General features: G+C 57.0%; 9 protein-coding genes. 8 read left to right on the top strand and 1 reads right to left on the bottom strand.

Translation table 11 applies throughout. The annotated features are described in order from the left end of the window. The first annotated feature begins 9 nt into the window (after positions 1 to 9). The 8 genes from FBR45_RS25600 (at position 10) to FBR45_RS25635 (ending at position 15511) form a co-directional block, all read left to right on the top strand. Entirely contained in the window at positions 10 to 984 is a 975-nt protein-coding gene (locus FBR45_RS25600) for a hypothetical protein (protein ID WP_138507314.1), read from the top strand. A 79-nt stretch (positions 985 to 1063) separates the two neighbouring features. Next, complete coding sequence (locus tag FBR45_RS25605) at positions 1064 to 1675, top strand: hypothetical protein (protein WP_138507315.1); 612 nt, start codon at positions 1064 to 1066, stop codon at positions 1673 to 1675. 288 nt (positions 1676 to 1963) lie between these two features. Beyond that, entirely contained in the window at positions 1964 to 3310 is a 1347-nt protein-coding gene (locus tag FBR45_RS25610; RefSeq protein ID WP_171044965.1) for a site-specific integrase, read from the top strand. A gap of 61 nt (positions 3311 to 3371) precedes the next feature. Then, positions 3372 to 4220, top strand: coding sequence for a hypothetical protein (locus FBR45_RS25615; RefSeq protein ID WP_138507316.1), 849 nt, complete (start codon positions 3372 to 3374; stop codon positions 4218 to 4220). A gap of 57 nt (positions 4221 to 4277) precedes the next feature. Then, positions 4278 to 4616: a helix-turn-helix domain-containing protein gene (locus FBR45_RS25620; RefSeq protein ID WP_138507317.1), complete on the top strand. Its 339-nt coding sequence runs from the start codon at positions 4278 to 4280 to the stop codon at positions 4614 to 4616. A gap of 279 nt (positions 4617 to 4895) precedes the next feature. Continuing rightward, positions 4896 to 6359: a DNA primase family protein gene (locus FBR45_RS25625; protein WP_138507318.1), complete on the top strand. Its 1464-nt coding sequence runs from the start codon at positions 4896 to 4898 to the stop codon at positions 6357 to 6359. A gap of 101 nt (positions 6360 to 6460) precedes the next feature. Then, entirely contained in the window at positions 6461 to 7849 is a 1389-nt protein-coding gene (locus tag FBR45_RS25630; RefSeq protein ID WP_212748657.1) for a DUF6371 domain-containing protein, read from the top strand. Between the two features lie 123 nt (positions 7850 to 7972). Continuing rightward, complete coding sequence (locus tag FBR45_RS25635; protein ID WP_138507319.1) at positions 7973 to 15511, top strand: hypothetical protein; 7539 nt, start codon at positions 7973 to 7975, stop codon at positions 15509 to 15511. A 580-nt stretch (positions 15512 to 16091) separates the two neighbouring features. On the opposite strand, the gene FBR45_RS25640 is transcribed toward FBR45_RS25635, so the two are convergent. Then, the gene (locus tag FBR45_RS25640; RefSeq protein ID WP_138507320.1) at positions 16092 to 17693 is read right to left on the bottom strand and encodes a hypothetical protein; all 1602 of its coding nucleotides are present in this window, start codon (positions 17691 to 17693) and stop codon (positions 16092 to 16094) included. Positions 17694 to 18216: the final 523 nt, after the last annotated feature.

Raw genomic sequence — 18216 nt, forward strand, 5'->3', positions numbered from 1 at the left:
ATACGCGACATGGCACTAACATCATTCGACCAAAGCTTTGACTACACCTTTCAGCGGGCGCCCGTAGTCGCAACGCCCACGTTCCCGCCGACGGGTACCGATAGTGTCGGCTCTGTTGCAGGGGCCGTACTGCCCTTTTCGGATGCGCCTGGCCTGATGGGAGACTGTCTGCTCGGCGGCCGTTCCGGTCAGGCCTGGGAGCCCTGGCAGGGGCTGGCCACGTCGACGAGTGAGTACCTGTTGCCGTTTGTGCTGACGGTGCCGTTGCCGGAAAACCTGACAACCTCGCCTTACTGTACGGAGCCGCTACAGATTGTCGATGCCCAGACCGGGGCGGTGATTCAGGAGCCGGACGTGATCTTACGGCGATTCACCAAGGGCGACACCCTGTACATCATGCACACCGGTACTCAGCTCGACAACCCTTTGCCCAACGGCGAGTACCGGCTGAAGCTGTCGGACCAGGTGTCGGACGTGTTTGCGATTCGCTGTCTGCCCTGTGTGCTGATCCGGATCCGGCTGCTGAATGATACGCCGATCGGCGGGCTGCTGTACGGCACCTACGGGTTTCAGCAGGTGGTTTACGTGGAGGGGGAACTGACGGGGCCTACCTACGAAGAGAGTGCCACCCAGTCGGGTTCGGAGAAAACCTCCGGTACCGTGACGAAAACCTACACGCTGTCGCTGACAGGCGTTACTGAGTCGCTGGCTGATGCCCTGGCTCACGCGAGCCTGCACAAGCTGGTAGAGGTTACGCTGATGCGAAAAGATGGCTCAGCCAGTCGCAGCATCCGGGCCATGGCCTACGCAGCCCGGACCAAAGTCAGCCTGGCTGATGAGGCCGGCTTTGATGTCGAGCTGAGCCTGCCCGTATCCACGACGCGTTGGGACACGCCGGGTCTGTCGACAGCCAGTTGTGGCGTATCCGAGGGGCCAGCCGGTGGAGGCAGTTCACTCGTTGAGGTTGAGTGTATAAGTGAATAATTCGTATTGTACGAATGAGAGTAGTAGTTATATTTGGTTCTCACTTTAAAAGCCCGCCGGGGCGCTTCCCGGCCGTCCTATGACCAACGCATTTTGCGGAGATTGCGTCGACGACTATTGCGTTGATGCGGTACTGCCGGCCCTGGAACCGGCCTGTGAGGTGTCCAACGATGAGGCCATCACAGAGATTTTCTTAACGGATCAGGGGCACCCCATCGTCGGTGATCCTACGCTCGCTGCCAGCTGGACCGCTCGTCTGTCGAACACCAGCGACGGATCCGGTACCGGTGATGGCAACGTCGCCCACCCAATTCGTAGTATCGAGATCGTGGACGGCCAGAAGCCTGTGCCTACTCTCAACTACAAAAAGAACCTGCGGGGGACGCAGGCCCGGCTGGGTAAATCGACCCGGACGATCACGTTTGTGGATGACGATGACAGCGACGCCAAGTACAAAATGTGGCTGGCTTACCAGTGTAATCCGAACGCGCTGCTGTATTACCGCTCGGGCAAACACTTCTATGGTAAGGATGCCTCGAAGACGGGAGCTGGTTCGGCAGTGGGTATTCGATGCGCAGTCAAACCTACCTATGGCATTGTGCCAGGCGGCACCGATATGGCCCACCGCTGGACGGTAACCATCGAATGGGATGCTACCTGCGAAGAGGATCGTTTCGACGCCCCTTTGTAGGCAGTTTGGCCGAATGTTTCGGTAATGTTTCGGTAGAAATAGAAATAACCCGCACTAATCAATTGATTTTGTGCGGGTTATTTACTTTTAAGCGTGACCACGGGGAGACTCGAACTCCCATGCCTTGCAGGCACTACATATAATTTCATTGCAAAACATTGGTCATCATTAAAAGCCTGATAAATAGCTTTTTCTTCTCTGACTTTTATCTAGTTGTTCACAGTAAATCCGTCTAGTTCATTACATTTGTTTAAACTAAAGAGTAAACCATAGCCTGGTTTAAACAGTATGGCAAGGACAACGCAGTATAAGGAGGGAAGAGCCACCGTGAAGGTCGTCTACTACACCAGCAAGACGCTGGCCGATGGAAGTCACCCCTTCATGGTGCGCATAACAAAGGACCGGAAGCTAAAGTACATTGCGACCGGCTTGACGCTGCACCCAAAATACTGGAACCCCCAGAAAAAGGAAGTCCGCAAGAGTTACCCTGAGCCCTTCCGGAATGATCTGCTCAACGACCTGGAACGCTGGGAAAAGAAGTATAGCGAAGCGGCCGGCAGTCTGGCCGACGCCGATGAAATGCACGATCCCGCTGACGTTGTCAGTAAGGCGATTGAGAAGCGGAATGAGCTGCGCCGGGCTACACTGCTGCCCTACATGGATGAGCTTATTGCAGGTATGAAGCGAACCAGCCAGCTCGGCAACCGGCAAGTGTATCGCACACTCCGGAATCAGCTATCCGCCTTCATTCACACGGAATACAAAAAGGATACTATCCGGTTCGCTGATGTCACCGTAAAATTCTGTAACGACTTTGAGGTATACCTGCGAGAACGGGGCAACGCTGAGACATCCCTGTCGAATCGGTTTAGAACGCTGCGATCCGTACTTAATAAAGCCATAGCCGAGGGGGTAGCCAGTCCGGAAACATACCCATTCAGTCGCCAATCGAGCGACCGGCATAAGTTCAGTGTAAGCAAGTTTGTGCTGTCAACAAAGAAGAGGGCTATCAGCCGTGATGACGTGCGAAAGATCGAGGCTTTTGTCCCTCAGGGAACCAGCTCCGGCAGGTGGTCCGAAGTGAAGAACGAGGCTGAGGTAGACGGACTGCAGAGAGCGAAAGACCTGTTTCTGTTCAGCTTCTATGTAGGGGGCATCAACTTCGTGGATATGGCTCAGCTACGCTGGCGGGACATTCAGAATGATGAAGCCGGCTCCCGGCTTAACTACATTCGTCAGAAGACCGGGGGGGTGTTTTCGACCCGGCTGCTGGCTCCGGCCCTGTCTATCATCGAGACGTACAGACCCTTTACTTTCAATGGCCCGGATGACTATGTTTTTGATGTACTGAGCAGGTCTGTGCATCAAAACCCGAAGTCGATTGCGAACCGATTAAAGAAGGTGCTGGGTCAGATCAACAGCGATCTTAAACGTATAGGGGAGAGGGTTGGGGTCGCTACCCCCTTGACCACCTACGTAGCCAGGCATACGATGGCCACGACTCTGCGCCGGTCAGGTGTTGCCGATGCAGAGACATCCCAGATCATGGGGCATGAGAACGAGAAGGTTACCACGATCTATCTGGACTCGTTTGCCAACAAAACCCTCGATGAGAAGCTGAACGCTCTTTTATAAACACAGAAAGGCCCGCCATCGTCTGCAATACGATAACGGGCCAAAACTCACTTTTGCCAGAATGGAAACACCGAAGAACTCACATCAGTTCACTCAAGTCGAAGCACGGAAGCTGTCAGAATTTATTAATAAGGTCGCGCCATCTTTGGGCTGGCTAGGGTCAATGAAGGAGGTAGACGAAGAATTAATGTCTATATGGCAGGAAGCCCCGTTCCCCGACCTTTCTGGTTTCAAAGAGGAGCTAACAAGGAACCTGGAATGGGCAGCCGGAAGAGATCAGTTACCCCAGCTCGGTGAATGGTTTCGCCCAGTCATAAGTCCCTTAATGGATGTCCGGAAGGAATGTAAGAGCTGGATCGAAGCCAACCCGAATAACCCAGACTTAGTATCTTTTGCGTCATCTAATGAAATGGCTTTCGCTATTCGTAACCAGCAGGATCACCTGAGTCGAGTTCGGAATGTGGTAACACAAATTTATACGGCTTGCGAAGCCGTAAGAAACACAGCAAACGAATGCTGGCGACCGTATATGTCAACTTTCAAGACAAGCCCTTTGCACCATAAAAGCGAGACAGGCACCGCAGGGAGTATGACAGGGATAAAATTAGGCCTCAATGGGGAGCAACTGACTCAGCCCCAAATAGCCATTCTTTACCATGTAAATGGTGAAGAGATAAACCTCAAAAATAAAAATAGAATCGCCAGAGAATTTGGATATATCGCTGAAAACAGCGGCAGTAAGATTCGTTCACAATACGACCAGATGAGAGACCTTGGCATTAGAACAGGACAAGCGAAGAATAGACTAAAAGACTACGAGAACATTGAAAAATTAGTCTCCCAGGATCGCCGTCGAGTATACGAAGAGGAGTACAGGGAAGCTAAGAAGAAGAACAAAAATCCTAGATAGCAGGTAGCAAATGTAAAAAAACTCAACCGGTTCAACCGGTTGACTCCTCCATATCTAATGAGTTTTGCCCCATCAACAATAAATGATGGGACAATGACACAAAATAAATTAATCACTTTCGAGGAACTGCCCGCATACGTTTGCCAGCTGGGAGAAAAAATCGAGCAGCTAATTTCAATTATCCAGTCCCCGGCAGAAGCATCACCTCAAAAAGAAATAGGAGGAATTGAGGTTGCCAGGGAGGTGACCCGACTGAGTCGGGCGCGAATCTATGCGTTGGTTGCCGAGAGGAACATTCCACATTTTAAGCGGGGAAACCGCTTGACTTTCCGCCGATCGGATCTTGTGAACTGGCTTGAACAGGGTCGTCGTGGCCAGAAAGGAGGACCAGCGTGACTCTCTTCTCCATTTCGCAAGCCATCCGAAACGCTGGAGGCCTGATTTGGCACATCGACTTCGACCAGCCCTTTGGGGTTGTCTTCCGCGCCGAGTCTGGAAGGAATCAGTTTCGCGTCGTCAAACTCAAGCAAGGCTCTAGTCCCAAGGATGTTTCCGAAGAGATGTCCTCGATAACGCACGTCGTTACGGATGCCGAAAACTTAGAGTGCTTTTTGTCCCAGAAAATAAAATGCTCACAGTCTGGGAGGGCTGTGAGCATCTAAAATATTGATTAATATGCAGTTGGCTATCAAAGATAACGGAATTATCGACAAAAATAAAAATCCTATTGAGGCCCTAAAAGAGGAAGTGGCCCGCCACACGCAGGAGAAGGGAGAAATTAGCCACGACGAGGTTCTAAACTCGTTACTCGCCCAGATCGAGCTGGTTGATTTTCGGGCGCTTGCTGGCCTTGAACCCGAAGAAAAGGTAAAACGACCGCACTATTTAATACTTGCCGTCGAACAGGTGTTGGAAATCGCGTCCCGAAACCGCTGGCAACTTGCGAACCGGGACGGATTCTTCTATATCTTCAATGGGCGATGCTGGCGGCCGGTCGATGCTGCGGAGCTGAGGACTTTCCTTCGGCAGGCAGCCGAGCGGATGGGGGTTGAAAAGTTTACAGCCAGGTATGTAGAGTTTGCAAAGAGCTTGCTAGACCAGTTCTCCGAAGCAGCCCGGCTGCCACCCCCGCCATCCCGACCGGGGGTAATGATTAATTTGAGAAATGGCACCCTCGACATCAACACTAGAAGTGTTCCAAAACTCAGACCACCCGACCCGGGCGATTTTCTAACCTATGAGCTGCCTTTCGACTATGATCCGACCGCCCAGGCACCAACGTTCAAGCGATTCCTGGATCGGTGTTTGCCCGACCCTGACTGTCAAAAAATTTTGGCGGAGTTCTTCGGTTACGTCTTCGTTCGGTCGTCTGAGCTCAAACTTGAAAAAGCTCTTCTACTGTACGGGGGAGGTGCAAATGGAAAGTCTGTGATTTTTGAGGTGCTTAATGCGCTCCTCGGACCCGACAATGTAAGTCAATTTGGCCTTACCTCGCTGACCAACGAACCCGCGTACAGTCGTGCGCATTTGGTCACAATGTTGCTCAATTACGCGTCCGAAATTTCCGGCCGACTGGAGGCTGACACATTTAAGCAACTCGTATCGGGTGAGCCAATGGAAGCCCGGCTGCCATACGGCCAGCCTTTCATCATCCGGAACTACGCTAAGCTCGCATTTAATTGCAACGTGCTCCCTGCCGACGTTGAGCACACAAATGCTTTCTTCCGTCGGCTTTTGATTCTTCCGTTCACTGTCACTATTCCGGAGAACGAGCGAGACCCAATGCTGGCTTCGTCGATAATCGCTACAGAGTTGCCTGGTGTTTTAAACTGGGTCCTCGACGGACTCCGCCGGTTGCTCTATCAGCGTGGCTTTACCAAATCTGAACAGGTTGATCTACAGTTGAGCAACTACCGGAAACAGTCGGACTCGGTTCTCCTTTTTCTTGAGGAAAACGGCTATCGCGCCAGCCAACACAACATCGCCTTGAAGCTCGTCTACGGAGAATATCGGGCATTTTGTTCAGAGAGCGGCTACCGGCCTGTTAACGCTAAAAACTTCCGGGAACGAGCCGAATCTGTCGGCATTCTCTCAAAAAAATCGAACATCGGGCAGGTTCTCTACACCGAACGATCGTAAAAATAATCTTTTTTCTAGGCCGTCACCACCGTCACTACCGTCACTATTGACCATCCGAGTTGTGGTGTCATGACGGTGGTGACGCACCAACAGAGACTATTATGGAGAAGAACCATATATACCGCCTGGCAAAGAAGTCGATCAAGTCCGACTGCCCTGCCTGCGGTCACAAAAAGAAGCTAAGCCGGTTCGTCAAGGTTGCGACCGGCGAAGTACTGCCCGAGATTTACGGACGCTGTGACCGGCAAAACGATTGCGGCTACTTCTTTGGGCCGTACCAGAAGGGGCCAGACGGCCAGAGTTATTACGACCTTGATGAAGGGGCTAACCGCGTACCGAAAGACTGGATCAAAGGCGCAGGCGCACTCAAGCGCAAGGGCAAGTCAGAGTCAGAGGCCAGGTCGTGGCTGGAAGGACAGGCGGCTACACCTGAGCAGGTTGAGAGGGTTTGCCAAATTATCTTTCCGGCGAACGCACTCCCGGCCCGAACAACGCAGCGGTTTTTCTCCATCCCCGACGACATATTTCAAAAGTCGCTCTCCCCGTCGGCCTACAAATACAACGTCTTCGCCCAGTTGCTTGAAAAACAGTTTGGCAGCAGTAAAGCATTGTTGCTACTTAGCCGATTCAACGTCGGCACGTCGGCCAGGTGGCCCGGCGCAACGGTCTTCTGGTACATCGACCCGGCGGGGCGAAAGCGAGGTGGCCAGATAAAACTATTCGCTGAGGATTGGCACACGGCAAAGTATACCAACAGGGACGGCCATCGGCGAGCGATGGTTGATTGGACGCACTCGGCCCTCAGGAGACGCTTGCAGCAGGCCGGTGATGAACTGCCCGAATGGCTCGCCGATTACTGCCAGTACGCCGATTGCTCCCCTTGCCTTTTCGGACTGACCCAGCTTCACGATGCCCCCCGAGATGCAACCATTGCCATAGTGGAGTCGCCGAAAACTGCCATTGTTTGTGCAGCATTCTTCCCCGAGCTGGTCTGGATGGCCGTTGGGGCGAAATCGTACTTGAAGCCCGAAAGGCTGGAAGCAGTGCGGGGTAGGCGGATCGTCCTGTACCCAGATGCCGATGCCTACCATGACATCCTAAAGGAAGGGAAAAGAATCAAGGGTTGGCTGACATTGGCCGAGGAACTGCAGCGGGCAGGTATCGACGTTGAGGTCTCCGATTTCCTTGAAAAAACGGCAACACCGGAGCAGAAGCGTGACGGCTTTGATCTGGCTGACCTTCTTCTTAAGGAACCTCCGACGGTTAGCCAGTTCGCCGAGCAGCTCGCAAACCCAGGCATAACGCTCAGGCCGGATGAGACAGACATCGAACGGTTACCCCCGTTGGTTGCCGACGAGCCATCACCGGCCGACTGGGACAATCCGAGCCCGCCCGGTGCCGTTCCGATGATCTCAGCCAAATCATTTCACGAATGGCAACAGCAACATAGGCACTTTTCGACGCTAGGCGCATCATCATTGACGCAGTAAACCACACACAAAATGGAACAAAAAACAAAACCCTCCGCTGCTGACTCCCTGAGTTTCGGTGGCCCTATGCCCCGGCTTTCCAGCGCACCGGCATATAAGCGTAACGATCCCCTCGTCGCCCAAATGGCGAAGTCCCTGCAGCAGTCGGGACACGCCACCTACGACCAGGTGATGAACCGCTGGAACAACGCCGTCGCCAAAGGGCCGGACTACGTGGATCAGTTTATGCCCAAACTCGAAGAGCTGGGCCGCATCGCCGGCACTGAAATCAACCGGGCGGCCTTTCTGCCGGGTGGGGCCGAGCGGCTGGCCGGGCCCAAGTCTGCCCCGCCGTCCGAGCCGGGGCTGGCCGCCACCACGCGGGGGGTAGGCAAAGGACTCTGGAACGGGCTGGTGTCGCTGGCGCAGGGCGTTGTCGAGCTACCCGAGACGGTACTCGGGGCCGAGCGCGGCATCGAAGCCGGCATGATGGCCGCCGGTCAGGTGATCCGGGGCGACGTGCCCCGCACCGCCGATGGGTTCGGACAGGCGTTTGACCAGGCCGACCAGAAGATCGGCCAGTCTTCGCTGGGCCTGGGCAAGTCCGACGCGGTGCTGGGCCGGCTGCGCTCGGTCAGTGAGTTTATCAACAACGGACTCGAACAGGTGAAGTTTGCCGTCGATCCCAAGACGCTGCTGTCGTATAACGACGGTGTCGAGTGGACGGGGGCTCTGGACGAAGGCACCGGAGCGGCCCTGGGTGAAGGACTCTTTACCGCCGTCTCGGCAATGGCCCCTGCGCTGGGAGCCGCCAGGATCGGCCAGCTCCCCAAACTCATCCGGGCGGCCGAGCTGGCCGGTGATCTGGCCGAAGCGGGAGCCCTGACAGCTCGCCTGCGCCAGACGCAGATGGGCCTCTCTACCCTGTCGTCTACCGTGTCGATGGTTCGCCCCATCACCGAAGAAGCCAGGGCCGCCGGCCTCTCGCCCACCGAGACGAGCCTGTTTGCTGGCCTGCTGGCTCCCGTCATGGGCGTGATGGAAAGCCGGCTCGGCATCGAAAAAAACTTTTTCGCGGGAGCCGGTCGAAGCATCCGAGACTCCGCCATCAAGGCCGGCCTCGCCGAACTGCGGGCGGGCGTCAGCGAAGCCTCGCTTCGTCAGGCGGCCAAATCCACCACCAACGCCGTACTGCGGTACATAAAAAACGCGCCGGCCAATGTACTGGAAGGGGCGTTCAAGGAAGGTATCTACGAGGAAGGGTTGCAGTCGGCCGGCGAAGAGTTCGCCAAGCTGATCTTCAACAACACCGTTGGGGCCAACGCCGGCACGGGCAAGGGTCAGTTCGACCAGTCGATGAACAGCGTGCTCAACAATATCATCGGCTCCATGTCGATGGGGGCAGCGGTGGGCGGCTTTCTCAATACGTTCCACAACTCGGGCGCGATGACCCCAACGCTCTTCGGGGCCATCGACCAGCGCATCCGCGAAGGTCAGGGCGTCGAAGATGTGCAGCAGTGGCTGAGCCCGATGCTGGACGGCCTCGACAGTCAGCCGAACCTCTCGCCCCAGGCGCGGCAGGAGATACGCCAGAACGCAGCCGACCTCATCGACGTGGCGATGCGCTTCTCGCGCCTGCCGAATACGACCGCCTTTCAGCGGTATCAGTATTACGACATCACCCGCAATCACATCCCCGAAGTCAGCGGCCGGATCATGGCCGCCGAAGCGGTCGCCAACGAACTACCCGCCCTGCAGGAGCAGTACGCAGCGGCCCAGGGTGACGACAAGATCGACATTGCCGCCCGGATCGCCGAGATCAACTCGGCCCTGCCGGAAGGCTACAGCGACAGCGAACGGGCCAAAGACGACCGCCGGATGCGCTTTCTCACCGATCAGGTGGATGGGCTGCTGTCGGGCCGCCAGGCGATGGCCGTCTCCGAAGGGCTGGGCCATATCAACCGGCTGGACGTGGGGATGCTGGCCAGCGGACAGGGCGAGAACGGGCCGGTGTCCGGCTCTATCGTAGACATATCCGCCGACGGGCAGCGGGTCACCATCAGCCAGCCGACCGAAGATGGTCAGCCGGATGTACCCGTCACTCTGCCCGCCGGTAAAGTAGTCGTGCGCAACGAAGCCGACATAGCCCCCCCATCGGTCAGTGTGGCCAGTCCGCGCACCGTCGCCGAGGAGCCCGGCTTTGTCACCGCCGGGATCAAGCCGCTGTCGGCTTACCAGCCCGGTGAGTTCGTCCGGCTGTCGGGCATCGCCGAACCTATCCGCGTGGACGCCGTCAGCAACGAGGACGGTCAGGTGCCAACGATCACCCTGGCGATGCCGGGTGAGGGCGGGATTACGCCCCAGACCTACGACATGGAGCAGCTACTGAGCGACGCCGACAACGGCTTTATCGGCGGCTACGATCCCGAGCTGGCTCTGCAGCAGGAAGCCAACGCCCGGCGCGAGGCCCAGACCAACCAGCTCCGCGCCAAGCTGGAAGCCAAACTCAGCCCGACGACGGTAGCCGCCATCAACGCCCTCTCGGACGCGGCCCTGCTGGGTCGGCGCGACGGCTTCAAGGGGCGTACCGTGGCCGCCGACGAGCGGCCCCTGCGCGACTACATCAACTTCATCGCCGATCAGCGCGGCCTGACCGCTGCCCCCGCCAATGAAACAAACCCGGCTATCTCCGCACCCACGCCCGATGCGTCCCTGCCCGAATCCACGGCGGCCACTGCCGATCCCCAGTCTATCCTGGAAAACGGGCCGGTAGCCTACGACCCCGAGAACGGCATCGTCCTGATCAACGGTCTGCCTTACACGCTGCCCGAGGGGCAGGTACTGGCCGACGCCTTTGCCTACGACAAGAACGGCAAACTCTTCGGGGTGAAGCTGGTGGATAGCAAGGGCACTGAGCGCACCATCCGCAAGGGCGATGTGCTTTCTGCCTTGCAGGTGCTTGATCTGCAGGCGCAGATGAGTGCGCTGCCGGAGCCGGTCGTTGGTCAGGCCATTGAAGAAGCCATCGCCGACACCCAGGCCGAAGCCGCCGAGTCGGCTACCGACCCCGACGCGCTGACGCCCGTAGGCCAGCAGCGCATGAACCAGGCTATTGCCCTGTTCGACGCGGTCTATTCGTCGGATACGGTAGCGCAGATCGTGCAGGTGCAGGGCGAAGGCTTTACCGCCGACGAGATCGGCGCGGCCGGCTCGGTCGTGCGGTCGGTAGCGGCTCAGCTCGAAGCCATGCGCCCAGGCGACGGCCTGATCGCATCCGACGCCGAGGTGCTGGGTCGCTACATTGACGAAAACATACCCGGCTTATACCAGGTAGACGAAGTCTTTACCACGCTTTATGCGTTAGCCCAAGCCAATACCAATGGAGAGTCCACAACCCCGGCCGGAAACCCCGCCGACAATACAGACCAGCCCGGTGCAGTGGCAGAACCCGGCCAGGGCCAAAGCGATCCGCTCCCTGCCGATGCAGGCGTTGCTGTTCAACCTGAACCGGCAGCTGCACCGGCTGCCGCCGACCCAACGTCAGCAGGTGCTGGGCCGGCTGTCGCAGTCACTGGCAACGATCAGCCCGATGGTGGCGTTACGAACGGAGCAGTTGCAGAACCAGGTGCGCCAGCAAATCCAGACGGCAGTACGGCTCCCGCTGGGAATCCGGACGCGCTGAATCAGCCCGTCTCCGACAGCGACTACCGCGCCTTCCGGGAAGACCCGTCGGGCTTTTTGCTCACGCCCGAACTGGCGCAGGGCATCGCCGACCGCATCCGCGAAGGCCGCTCCGACACCCGCGATCAGGTGATCTACCAGAACCGACGGGCCGAGATCGACCCCCTCATCGCCCGTGGCCGTGGGCTGACGACCACTCCGGCTACGCCCCCGTCCGGCATGGCCGACATTAACCTGGACGGCATGGACGCTACCGATCTCGAACTGGCCGCTGCCGAAAGCGGACGAGCATCGACGCCCCTGTCCGTGGGCTCGTCAACCGTGGAAGCTGCGGTGGGCATGGACGTGCAGGTGGGCCGCACTAACCCCTTCGAGGCTACCATCATTGGCTTCACCGAAGACGGGCAAGTGGTGGTGAACCGCGACCGGCTGGGCAAGAAGGGTAAGTTCACCTACCCCCTCGACGCCGTGCGGGACGGGCGGGGGGTCCGTTCCCTGACGCTGCCGGCCAACATCAACGAAGCCAACGCCATAGCCGCTGCCGGTCCTGCCACAACTACCTCTACCAGTGAGCCGGTGGCCGCTGCAACGGTCGAGGTGGAGGGCATCTACAAAAACTTTACCCTGCCGGGAGCGGGCAAGAAGGGCTACCTCGTCCGGGTCGCCGATCTAAGCACTACCCCTGACGGTAAAGTCATCGCCGACGTGTACGTCATCGCCACAAAAGAACGGAGGTCGATTCTGGCCGGCAAGCTCATGGAAGCCAGCGAGGCTGAGCGGATTAAAGGCAGACAACTTGTTGACAAAGCCATTCCCAAGAAGCTTCCCGTTATCCGGGAGCAACGCCCACCTTCGGGTCGGTCACTTTCTGCTGACCCTGTTGGCCGGTTTCGCCTGGAATCCTTTATCAGTGATTTCAGGAACGCCTTTCCTGGGGTTCGTGCAGAAGTGCTCTCTAACGAGGCCATGACCGAAGGGTTCGGCGATGGAGTCGTAGGGGCGGTACGAGAGGGGGTTGTCTACCTCAATGCGGACTACGCCACAGCGGAAACGCCACTTCACGAATTTGGGCACCTTTACACGACCCTGATAAAGCGGGAGATGAGAGACCTCTACCAGGCCGGGTTAAACCTGGTCCGAGGTAGCGAATACGACACAAGGGTTCGCGAGGTCTACGCCGGTCGCGGCTTGACCGACGAGCAGCTACTTGAGGAGGCTCTAGTGACGGCCATAGGCGAGCGGGGGATGGGGCTGGCAAAACCCGGCCTGCTGAAACGCTTTGGCACCTGGCTCTCGGTGATGATGAAGCGGATCGGCGCGAAGCTGGGCCTATCCCTCTCGCCCGAGACAACTCTGGCCGCCTTCGCCGACGCCCGCGCCGAAGAACTCCTCGCCGGATTGCCCCTCTCGCTGGCGACCAGTGAGCAGCTTGGGGAGCTGGCCGGCGAGATGGGTATGGCCCCCGACAGGGCTGCTATACACGTTGGGCCGCTCCCTCTATCAATCGATGGTAACTGGCTCAGCAAGTTCTCGCTCTCTAAGGAACAGTTAAAGGCATTGGAGGCCTATGGCCGGGATGTGGACCCGGTTACCAACGAAATTGTGCGGATTGCTCCCGATCTGGCAGGTCAGCAGCTAGACTTTGAGTCAACCCAGAGGCAGCTCTCTGGTCGCATATACAATATTGTTCGCGGCATCGCCCTTTCGCTTGACCTGAGAAACCTGGCCAGGCTGCTATTTGGAAATAGTCTGACGGGTAAGCGATTTCTTGCGGTTGTAGATGCCGCTCGCGACCGGGTAGCTCCGTTAAAGCGAGTCAGTCATGCGGCCCTGGAAGCTCTTTATAAAGAGAGCGAGGGGATTACCTCTCACCGGCACCTGACCCTGACAGAGGAGGTGCCAACATGGACCGTGGTTGGTCAGGTTAACGGGCAGACTAAACCTTTTGAGGTTCCGGTAGACGTAGCCTTGTCTATGGTGGCTGTTTATAAGCGGATCATGGCAAATACCAACGGAGGTAAGAAGGAAGTCAATGGCATCGTTTCCTACGTTGAGCCGCCCGCCTTTAGTATGGTTAACCCTGGCAACGCCGATCAGACCGTTGAGGTGAGGCTGAGCCTGCAAACGCTACGAGAGATGGAATCTCGCGTTGAGTCAGACGCTAATCTTACTGGTATCATGGGAATTTGGCGGGAGTTGACTGCGGCTGTTGCACCCAAGATACAGCTTGAGTATCAACTGTCTACAGGCAGGCAGCTGGCACTCGTCAAGGAATACTTCCCTATGCGAACCATTGCCGAGGAGAAATCGCTCAATAGGCGGCAAATCCAGCAATTCGTCTCAGACGCCGGTCTGTTGAAAGAGTCGTCGGGTATTCCTGCCGTGGTTATAGCGGAGCCCTTTCTGGCCGGAGTTGAGCGGTATGTTCGACAGGCGGAAAATTACGTTCAGTTTAATCCGGTTTACGCCGAGATGGACCGCCTTCACCAGGCGCAGGCAAATGGCTACGGGACAGGACAAAAAGATTACTGGAAGTTCAAAGGTCTAGCTGGGGGATCAGGCCCAGAGAAGGCTTGGAGGCAGCTCATGGAGGGCATTGGCTCCCCCGATGAAGGGCGAAACAGCGCATCCATTGGTATCTCCATTCCAAAGCTCGGACGCCTGGACGTTGGGCTGAGGATGCGGCAGGCTACACTTTCACGCTTCGCCTTTAACGTAGGAATTGGCCTAAAGCAGGTAACCGGCTACGTGTCGGCTATAGGCAACGGCTTTATTGACGATAAGTATCTATACGCCGAAGCCCCTTCCTATGCGTCTTTAGTCGGCAACGCATACAGACTATGGGCGAGAGGGAGCGACTCCGGAGACTACGACAACACACCGACGGCGTTTGACCTGGGAATGGCTGAGCTACAGGAGGTGGCCAGAAGTGGCGTGAAGAGTGCCGGGAGTGCTGACGTTCTGCTGTGGCGGATGAACGGAACGGCAACGCCCGACACCGACCTTGACTCGTGGAACCAGTACACAGGCACGACTTCTCGCTGGCAGCAGATGGAGGCCGGACGGCAGCGGTGGACGCGAAAGTACGGACTGGCGGCCATGCATAGGGCAGACGCTGCGGTTGCCTTGTCGCTCTACCGGGCAGCCCTGAGGCAGGTGTCCGACACAATACCACAGGCGTCGCCCGATGAGCAGCGGGCGGAAGCGGCCAGGCTGGCTGTTGAGGCACTCTATTTTTCCAACCAGACGTATGACCGCACCGACAAATCGGCCCTGCAGGTGGATAGTAACCCGTTTTTGCAGATACTGGCACTCTACCGGGGCCAGTCGAGCAAGGTGATGAATGCAACGGTGCAGCGTGTGTTAGAGGTTGGGTATGCTTCCGATGAGTCAGCCCGAAATTCGGCGGTCGAGGCACTCAGCAAGCAGCTGGTAGTCAATGCTGTCATCAACCCTTTGCTGGTGGCCGTTATTGACACGATGCTGCAGTCACTTCGCTATAAGTTTAGTGACGACGACGAGAAGGGAGATACGACGATCTCAGATTTTCTGTGGCGATATGTTCGCAACCTTGTTGGCTCCTACACACCGCCGGGGGCGGCTCAGATCGTGGAGTCTGGTGTAGATGTTATCAGCGGAGTGCCCTGGGCGGAGAGCGCCTTCATGGAGACGCCATTTACACCAGTAGGGCAATTGGCTTTTGATATTATAAGTCTGATTCGATTTGCTCCGATTCCGGTTATACAGCGGGACGACTTTAAGTCAAGAGCTCACTATATGAAAGAGCTAAACAAAGCCATTCGCAGCTTTAACCGGAGCCTGTCCGAGACGGTTGGGTTGCCGGGTGAGATTACTCGTCAGATTAATATACAGATCGAAAACCTGCTACCAGTACCCTCCCCTCACCAGATGCCAGCGACTTACGGCTCAGATGATGTACTGCTTGGTGACGCTCCCGAGGGGGGTAAACAGAAAAGTAAATTGCGAAGGGGACCGTATTAGCCTCAACGGTGATTTGTAGGTGTAAACCTGGGCGTCTATAAAGCTACCTTTCGGCGGGGCTGTGGACGCTCAGGTTTTTTAATGGGCAAAATAGAGGCTATTCCCACCAATATACATACTCCCACCGATCTACCCCACCGTGCCATGAGCACGCACCCGCGCCCGTTGCTGCGCTAAACGTTCCGTCTTCGCACCTGCAGCCAACCCGTGTTTTGGTTAACTCAGTAGCACAGGCCGTCAGTAAAAGCGCGACAAAGGCATATAGAGCAATCCGCTGCAGTAGGGGAGGTGCCTCTGAAATTGACGCCAGAAGTACGCCAATGCTGAGCCACCCGGTAAGCGCAGCCGCTGCTACCGTCGTGAAGAAGCTACGAAAGCTTTTTAATGACTGCGGCCTTTTGCCCGAATTGATGAAATTGAGCATCTCAATCAGGGCCATACCTATGATGCCCGGCAACACCCAGAAATAAAGCAAACTCATATACCCTGACGACGTGTGTAGTCTCAAACCTACTGCTCCGAGATGGAGCAAAAAAGCAATCGACTTGTGATTTAGCGACCGGCATGAGCAGTGGCTGCATCAGTCTTCGTTAAGGAGTTGCTGGACGTAGGTTCGGGTGGTAGGCTGGTCGGGGCCGTCGTAGCCCGTGGGCTGCATGGCCGCGCTGCGGGGGTTGGGCGACCCGAATGGGGTCATGTCGGTCAGGCCCGCTCGGGTGTTCATACTGGTGGAGACGGGAATAAACACGTCCTGGTTGAATTTGGTCGTGCCGTCGGCGGCTTTGAGGTTGACCTTCGCCTTGACGGCCATGATGGGCACCCCGGCCGGACCACCGAAGCGGGCTGCCGGCAGCTGGATGATGCGGTTGGGGTCGATCTCGGTCACTTCGCGCAGGATACCGTCTTTCATCGGGATGACCTTGTTGCCATCGGCCGAGATCACCGCCGGTCCCGTCACCGTCTGTCCGACCCCGACGCGGTACATCACCTGCCCCGGCGTCACGGCATTGACCTTCATGGGTTTGTTGGTTGGAATCGCCGGATTGTCCGCATTGGTCAACTCGCGGGCGTTCTTGTCGTCGTAGCCCAGCGCGGCCAGCAGGGCGTCTCGCTCCCCGGCCACGATACCGCTTCGCTGGGGGAAAGAAATCCCCGGCTGGCCCGGCACCTGGAACCGCTCGTTGAAGCCCGTCGTGGCAAACAGCCGGTCGTAGTAGGATGGCAGACCCGCACCGGGTACTTTGGCTTTGGCGGCTGCTTCTTCCTTTCGGGCCTTTTCACGGGCAGCGCGGTCGGCCCGTCGTTCGCCGATGTCCTGCGCCTGGAACCGCTCGGACTGGTTGAACTTCATCTTCCACTGCTCGTTTTCGATGGCGTCCTGGCGGAGCTTGTAGGGGTCGGGCTGCTTCATGCCCCAGTTCACCCCGCCCTGGTAGCGGAGTTTGTTGTCCACGTAGTCGCTGGCCTGGGCGGGGGAGAGCCCGTCGTTGAGGGCTTCGCGGTAGATGTCTTCCCGCGAGGCCGGCACGGGCGCGTAGCCGATGTGATTACCCCGCTCGTCCTTGACCGACAGCCCCCACTCGTAGCCGGGCTTGGTGCCTTTGGCGATCCGGTCGAAGACGTTCTTGGGCGGCTCGTAGCCGCCGGCATAGGGCAGGTCCGGACGATCTCCGTTGGTGAACTGGGCGAAGGCCGTGTCCATGTCGCCCAGGGCCAGCTTGCCATCCTGCTTGTCTTTAAGCCAGAGGGCGTAGTTGGTTTTGTTCTGCTGGGCCATCTGCAACTCCCTACTGGTGGTGAGCATGGTGTTGAACTCGCCCATGAGGTAGTCACCCTTCTCGCGCCGGAACCGGCGCACGTCGCCCTGGTATTCGTTCTTGATGATGTCTTCGACCTTTCTGCGCCAGGGTTCGGCGAACTGGTTGTAGAGCCGGCTGGCGTCGGGGCCGAGCAGGCCCATGCTGCCGATCTGGTTGTTGGTCTTTTCCAGGTCCACGATGGCGGCCTGCCGTTCGGCGTTCTGCTGCCGCCAGACCTCGTTGAGCTGCGACTGGAAATACAGCCCGGCCTGCTGATCCGCCCTGCGCTGGGCCAGATTCTCGGTCGGCATCAGCGCAGCCGCCAGCGTAGGAGAGGGGGCTGAGTTGGGGTTGGGGGCAAAGCCGGGCGTTATGGGTGTCATCGGTTGGCGTGGTTTTACACCTAAAAATAACCAATCTTCCGCATCTATTCAATTATAAATCAGACCAATATGACTCATTTGGTGGCGAGGTTTTTTTGCAAAGTGTTCAGGAATTAATGTTGAACTCATTGCTAGTGAGGATAGCTCAACGTTGAGCTGTCATTGTGAATGTATGTGGTCAAGGCAGAAGCAGGCGGCCTCAGAATACTGTGCGTTTTGTGTACAGTTTATAGTCCCGGAATCCGTTACCCGAAAAATGGGTATCGCTGAAAATCAGCTATTTATAGCTAGGAGAGCGAAGTCCGAAAAAAGGACAGCGTTGATAATCAGCAAATTGCTGAGAGGATTGCCGAGTGTTGACCGTAGAAAGGACATCACTTATAGGTCAGGCCAAATGGGTATGGGGCGCACTTCGGGAAAATCCCGAACTGAGAGTGGGATGATCGCTGCCTGAGGGATTTATAGATGCCTAACTTACTGATAACCAACGGAACCGTTACGGAACCGTTACGGAACCGTTATT

It is taken from the genome of Spirosoma lacussanchae, from assembly GCF_005870035.1.
Lineage (GTDB): Bacteria > Bacteroidota > Bacteroidia > Cytophagales > Spirosomataceae > Spirosoma > Spirosoma lacussanchae.

What these genes read in the sequence shown, in the direction of transcription:
- FBR45_RS25600 (WP_138507314.1), top strand. Translation starts at nt 10, where the DNA reads ATGGCACTAACATCATTCGACCAAAGCTTTGACTACACCTTTCAGCGG.
- FBR45_RS25605 (WP_138507315.1), top strand. Translation starts at nt 1,064, where the DNA reads ATGACCAACGCATTTTGCGGAGATTGCGTCGACGACTATTGCGTTGAT.
- FBR45_RS25610 (WP_171044965.1), top strand. Translation starts at nt 1,964, where the DNA reads ATGGCAAGGACAACGCAGTATAAGGAGGGAAGAGCCACCGTGAAGGTC.
- FBR45_RS25615 (WP_138507316.1), top strand. Translation starts at nt 3,372, where the DNA reads ATGGAAACACCGAAGAACTCACATCAGTTCACTCAAGTCGAAGCACGG.
- FBR45_RS25620 (WP_138507317.1), top strand. Translation starts at nt 4,278, where the DNA reads ATGAGTTTTGCCCCATCAACAATAAATGATGGGACAATGACACAAAAT.
- FBR45_RS25625 (WP_138507318.1), top strand. Translation starts at nt 4,896, where the DNA reads ATGCAGTTGGCTATCAAAGATAACGGAATTATCGACAAAAATAAAAAT.
- FBR45_RS25630 (WP_212748657.1), top strand. Translation starts at nt 6,461, where the DNA reads ATGGAGAAGAACCATATATACCGCCTGGCAAAGAAGTCGATCAAGTCC.
- FBR45_RS25635 (WP_138507319.1), top strand. Translation starts at nt 7,973, where the DNA reads ATGGCGAAGTCCCTGCAGCAGTCGGGACACGCCACCTACGACCAGGTG.
- FBR45_RS25640 (WP_138507320.1), bottom strand. Translation starts at nt 17,693, where the DNA reads ATGACACCCATAACGCCCGGCTTTGCCCCCAACCCCAACTCAGCCCCC.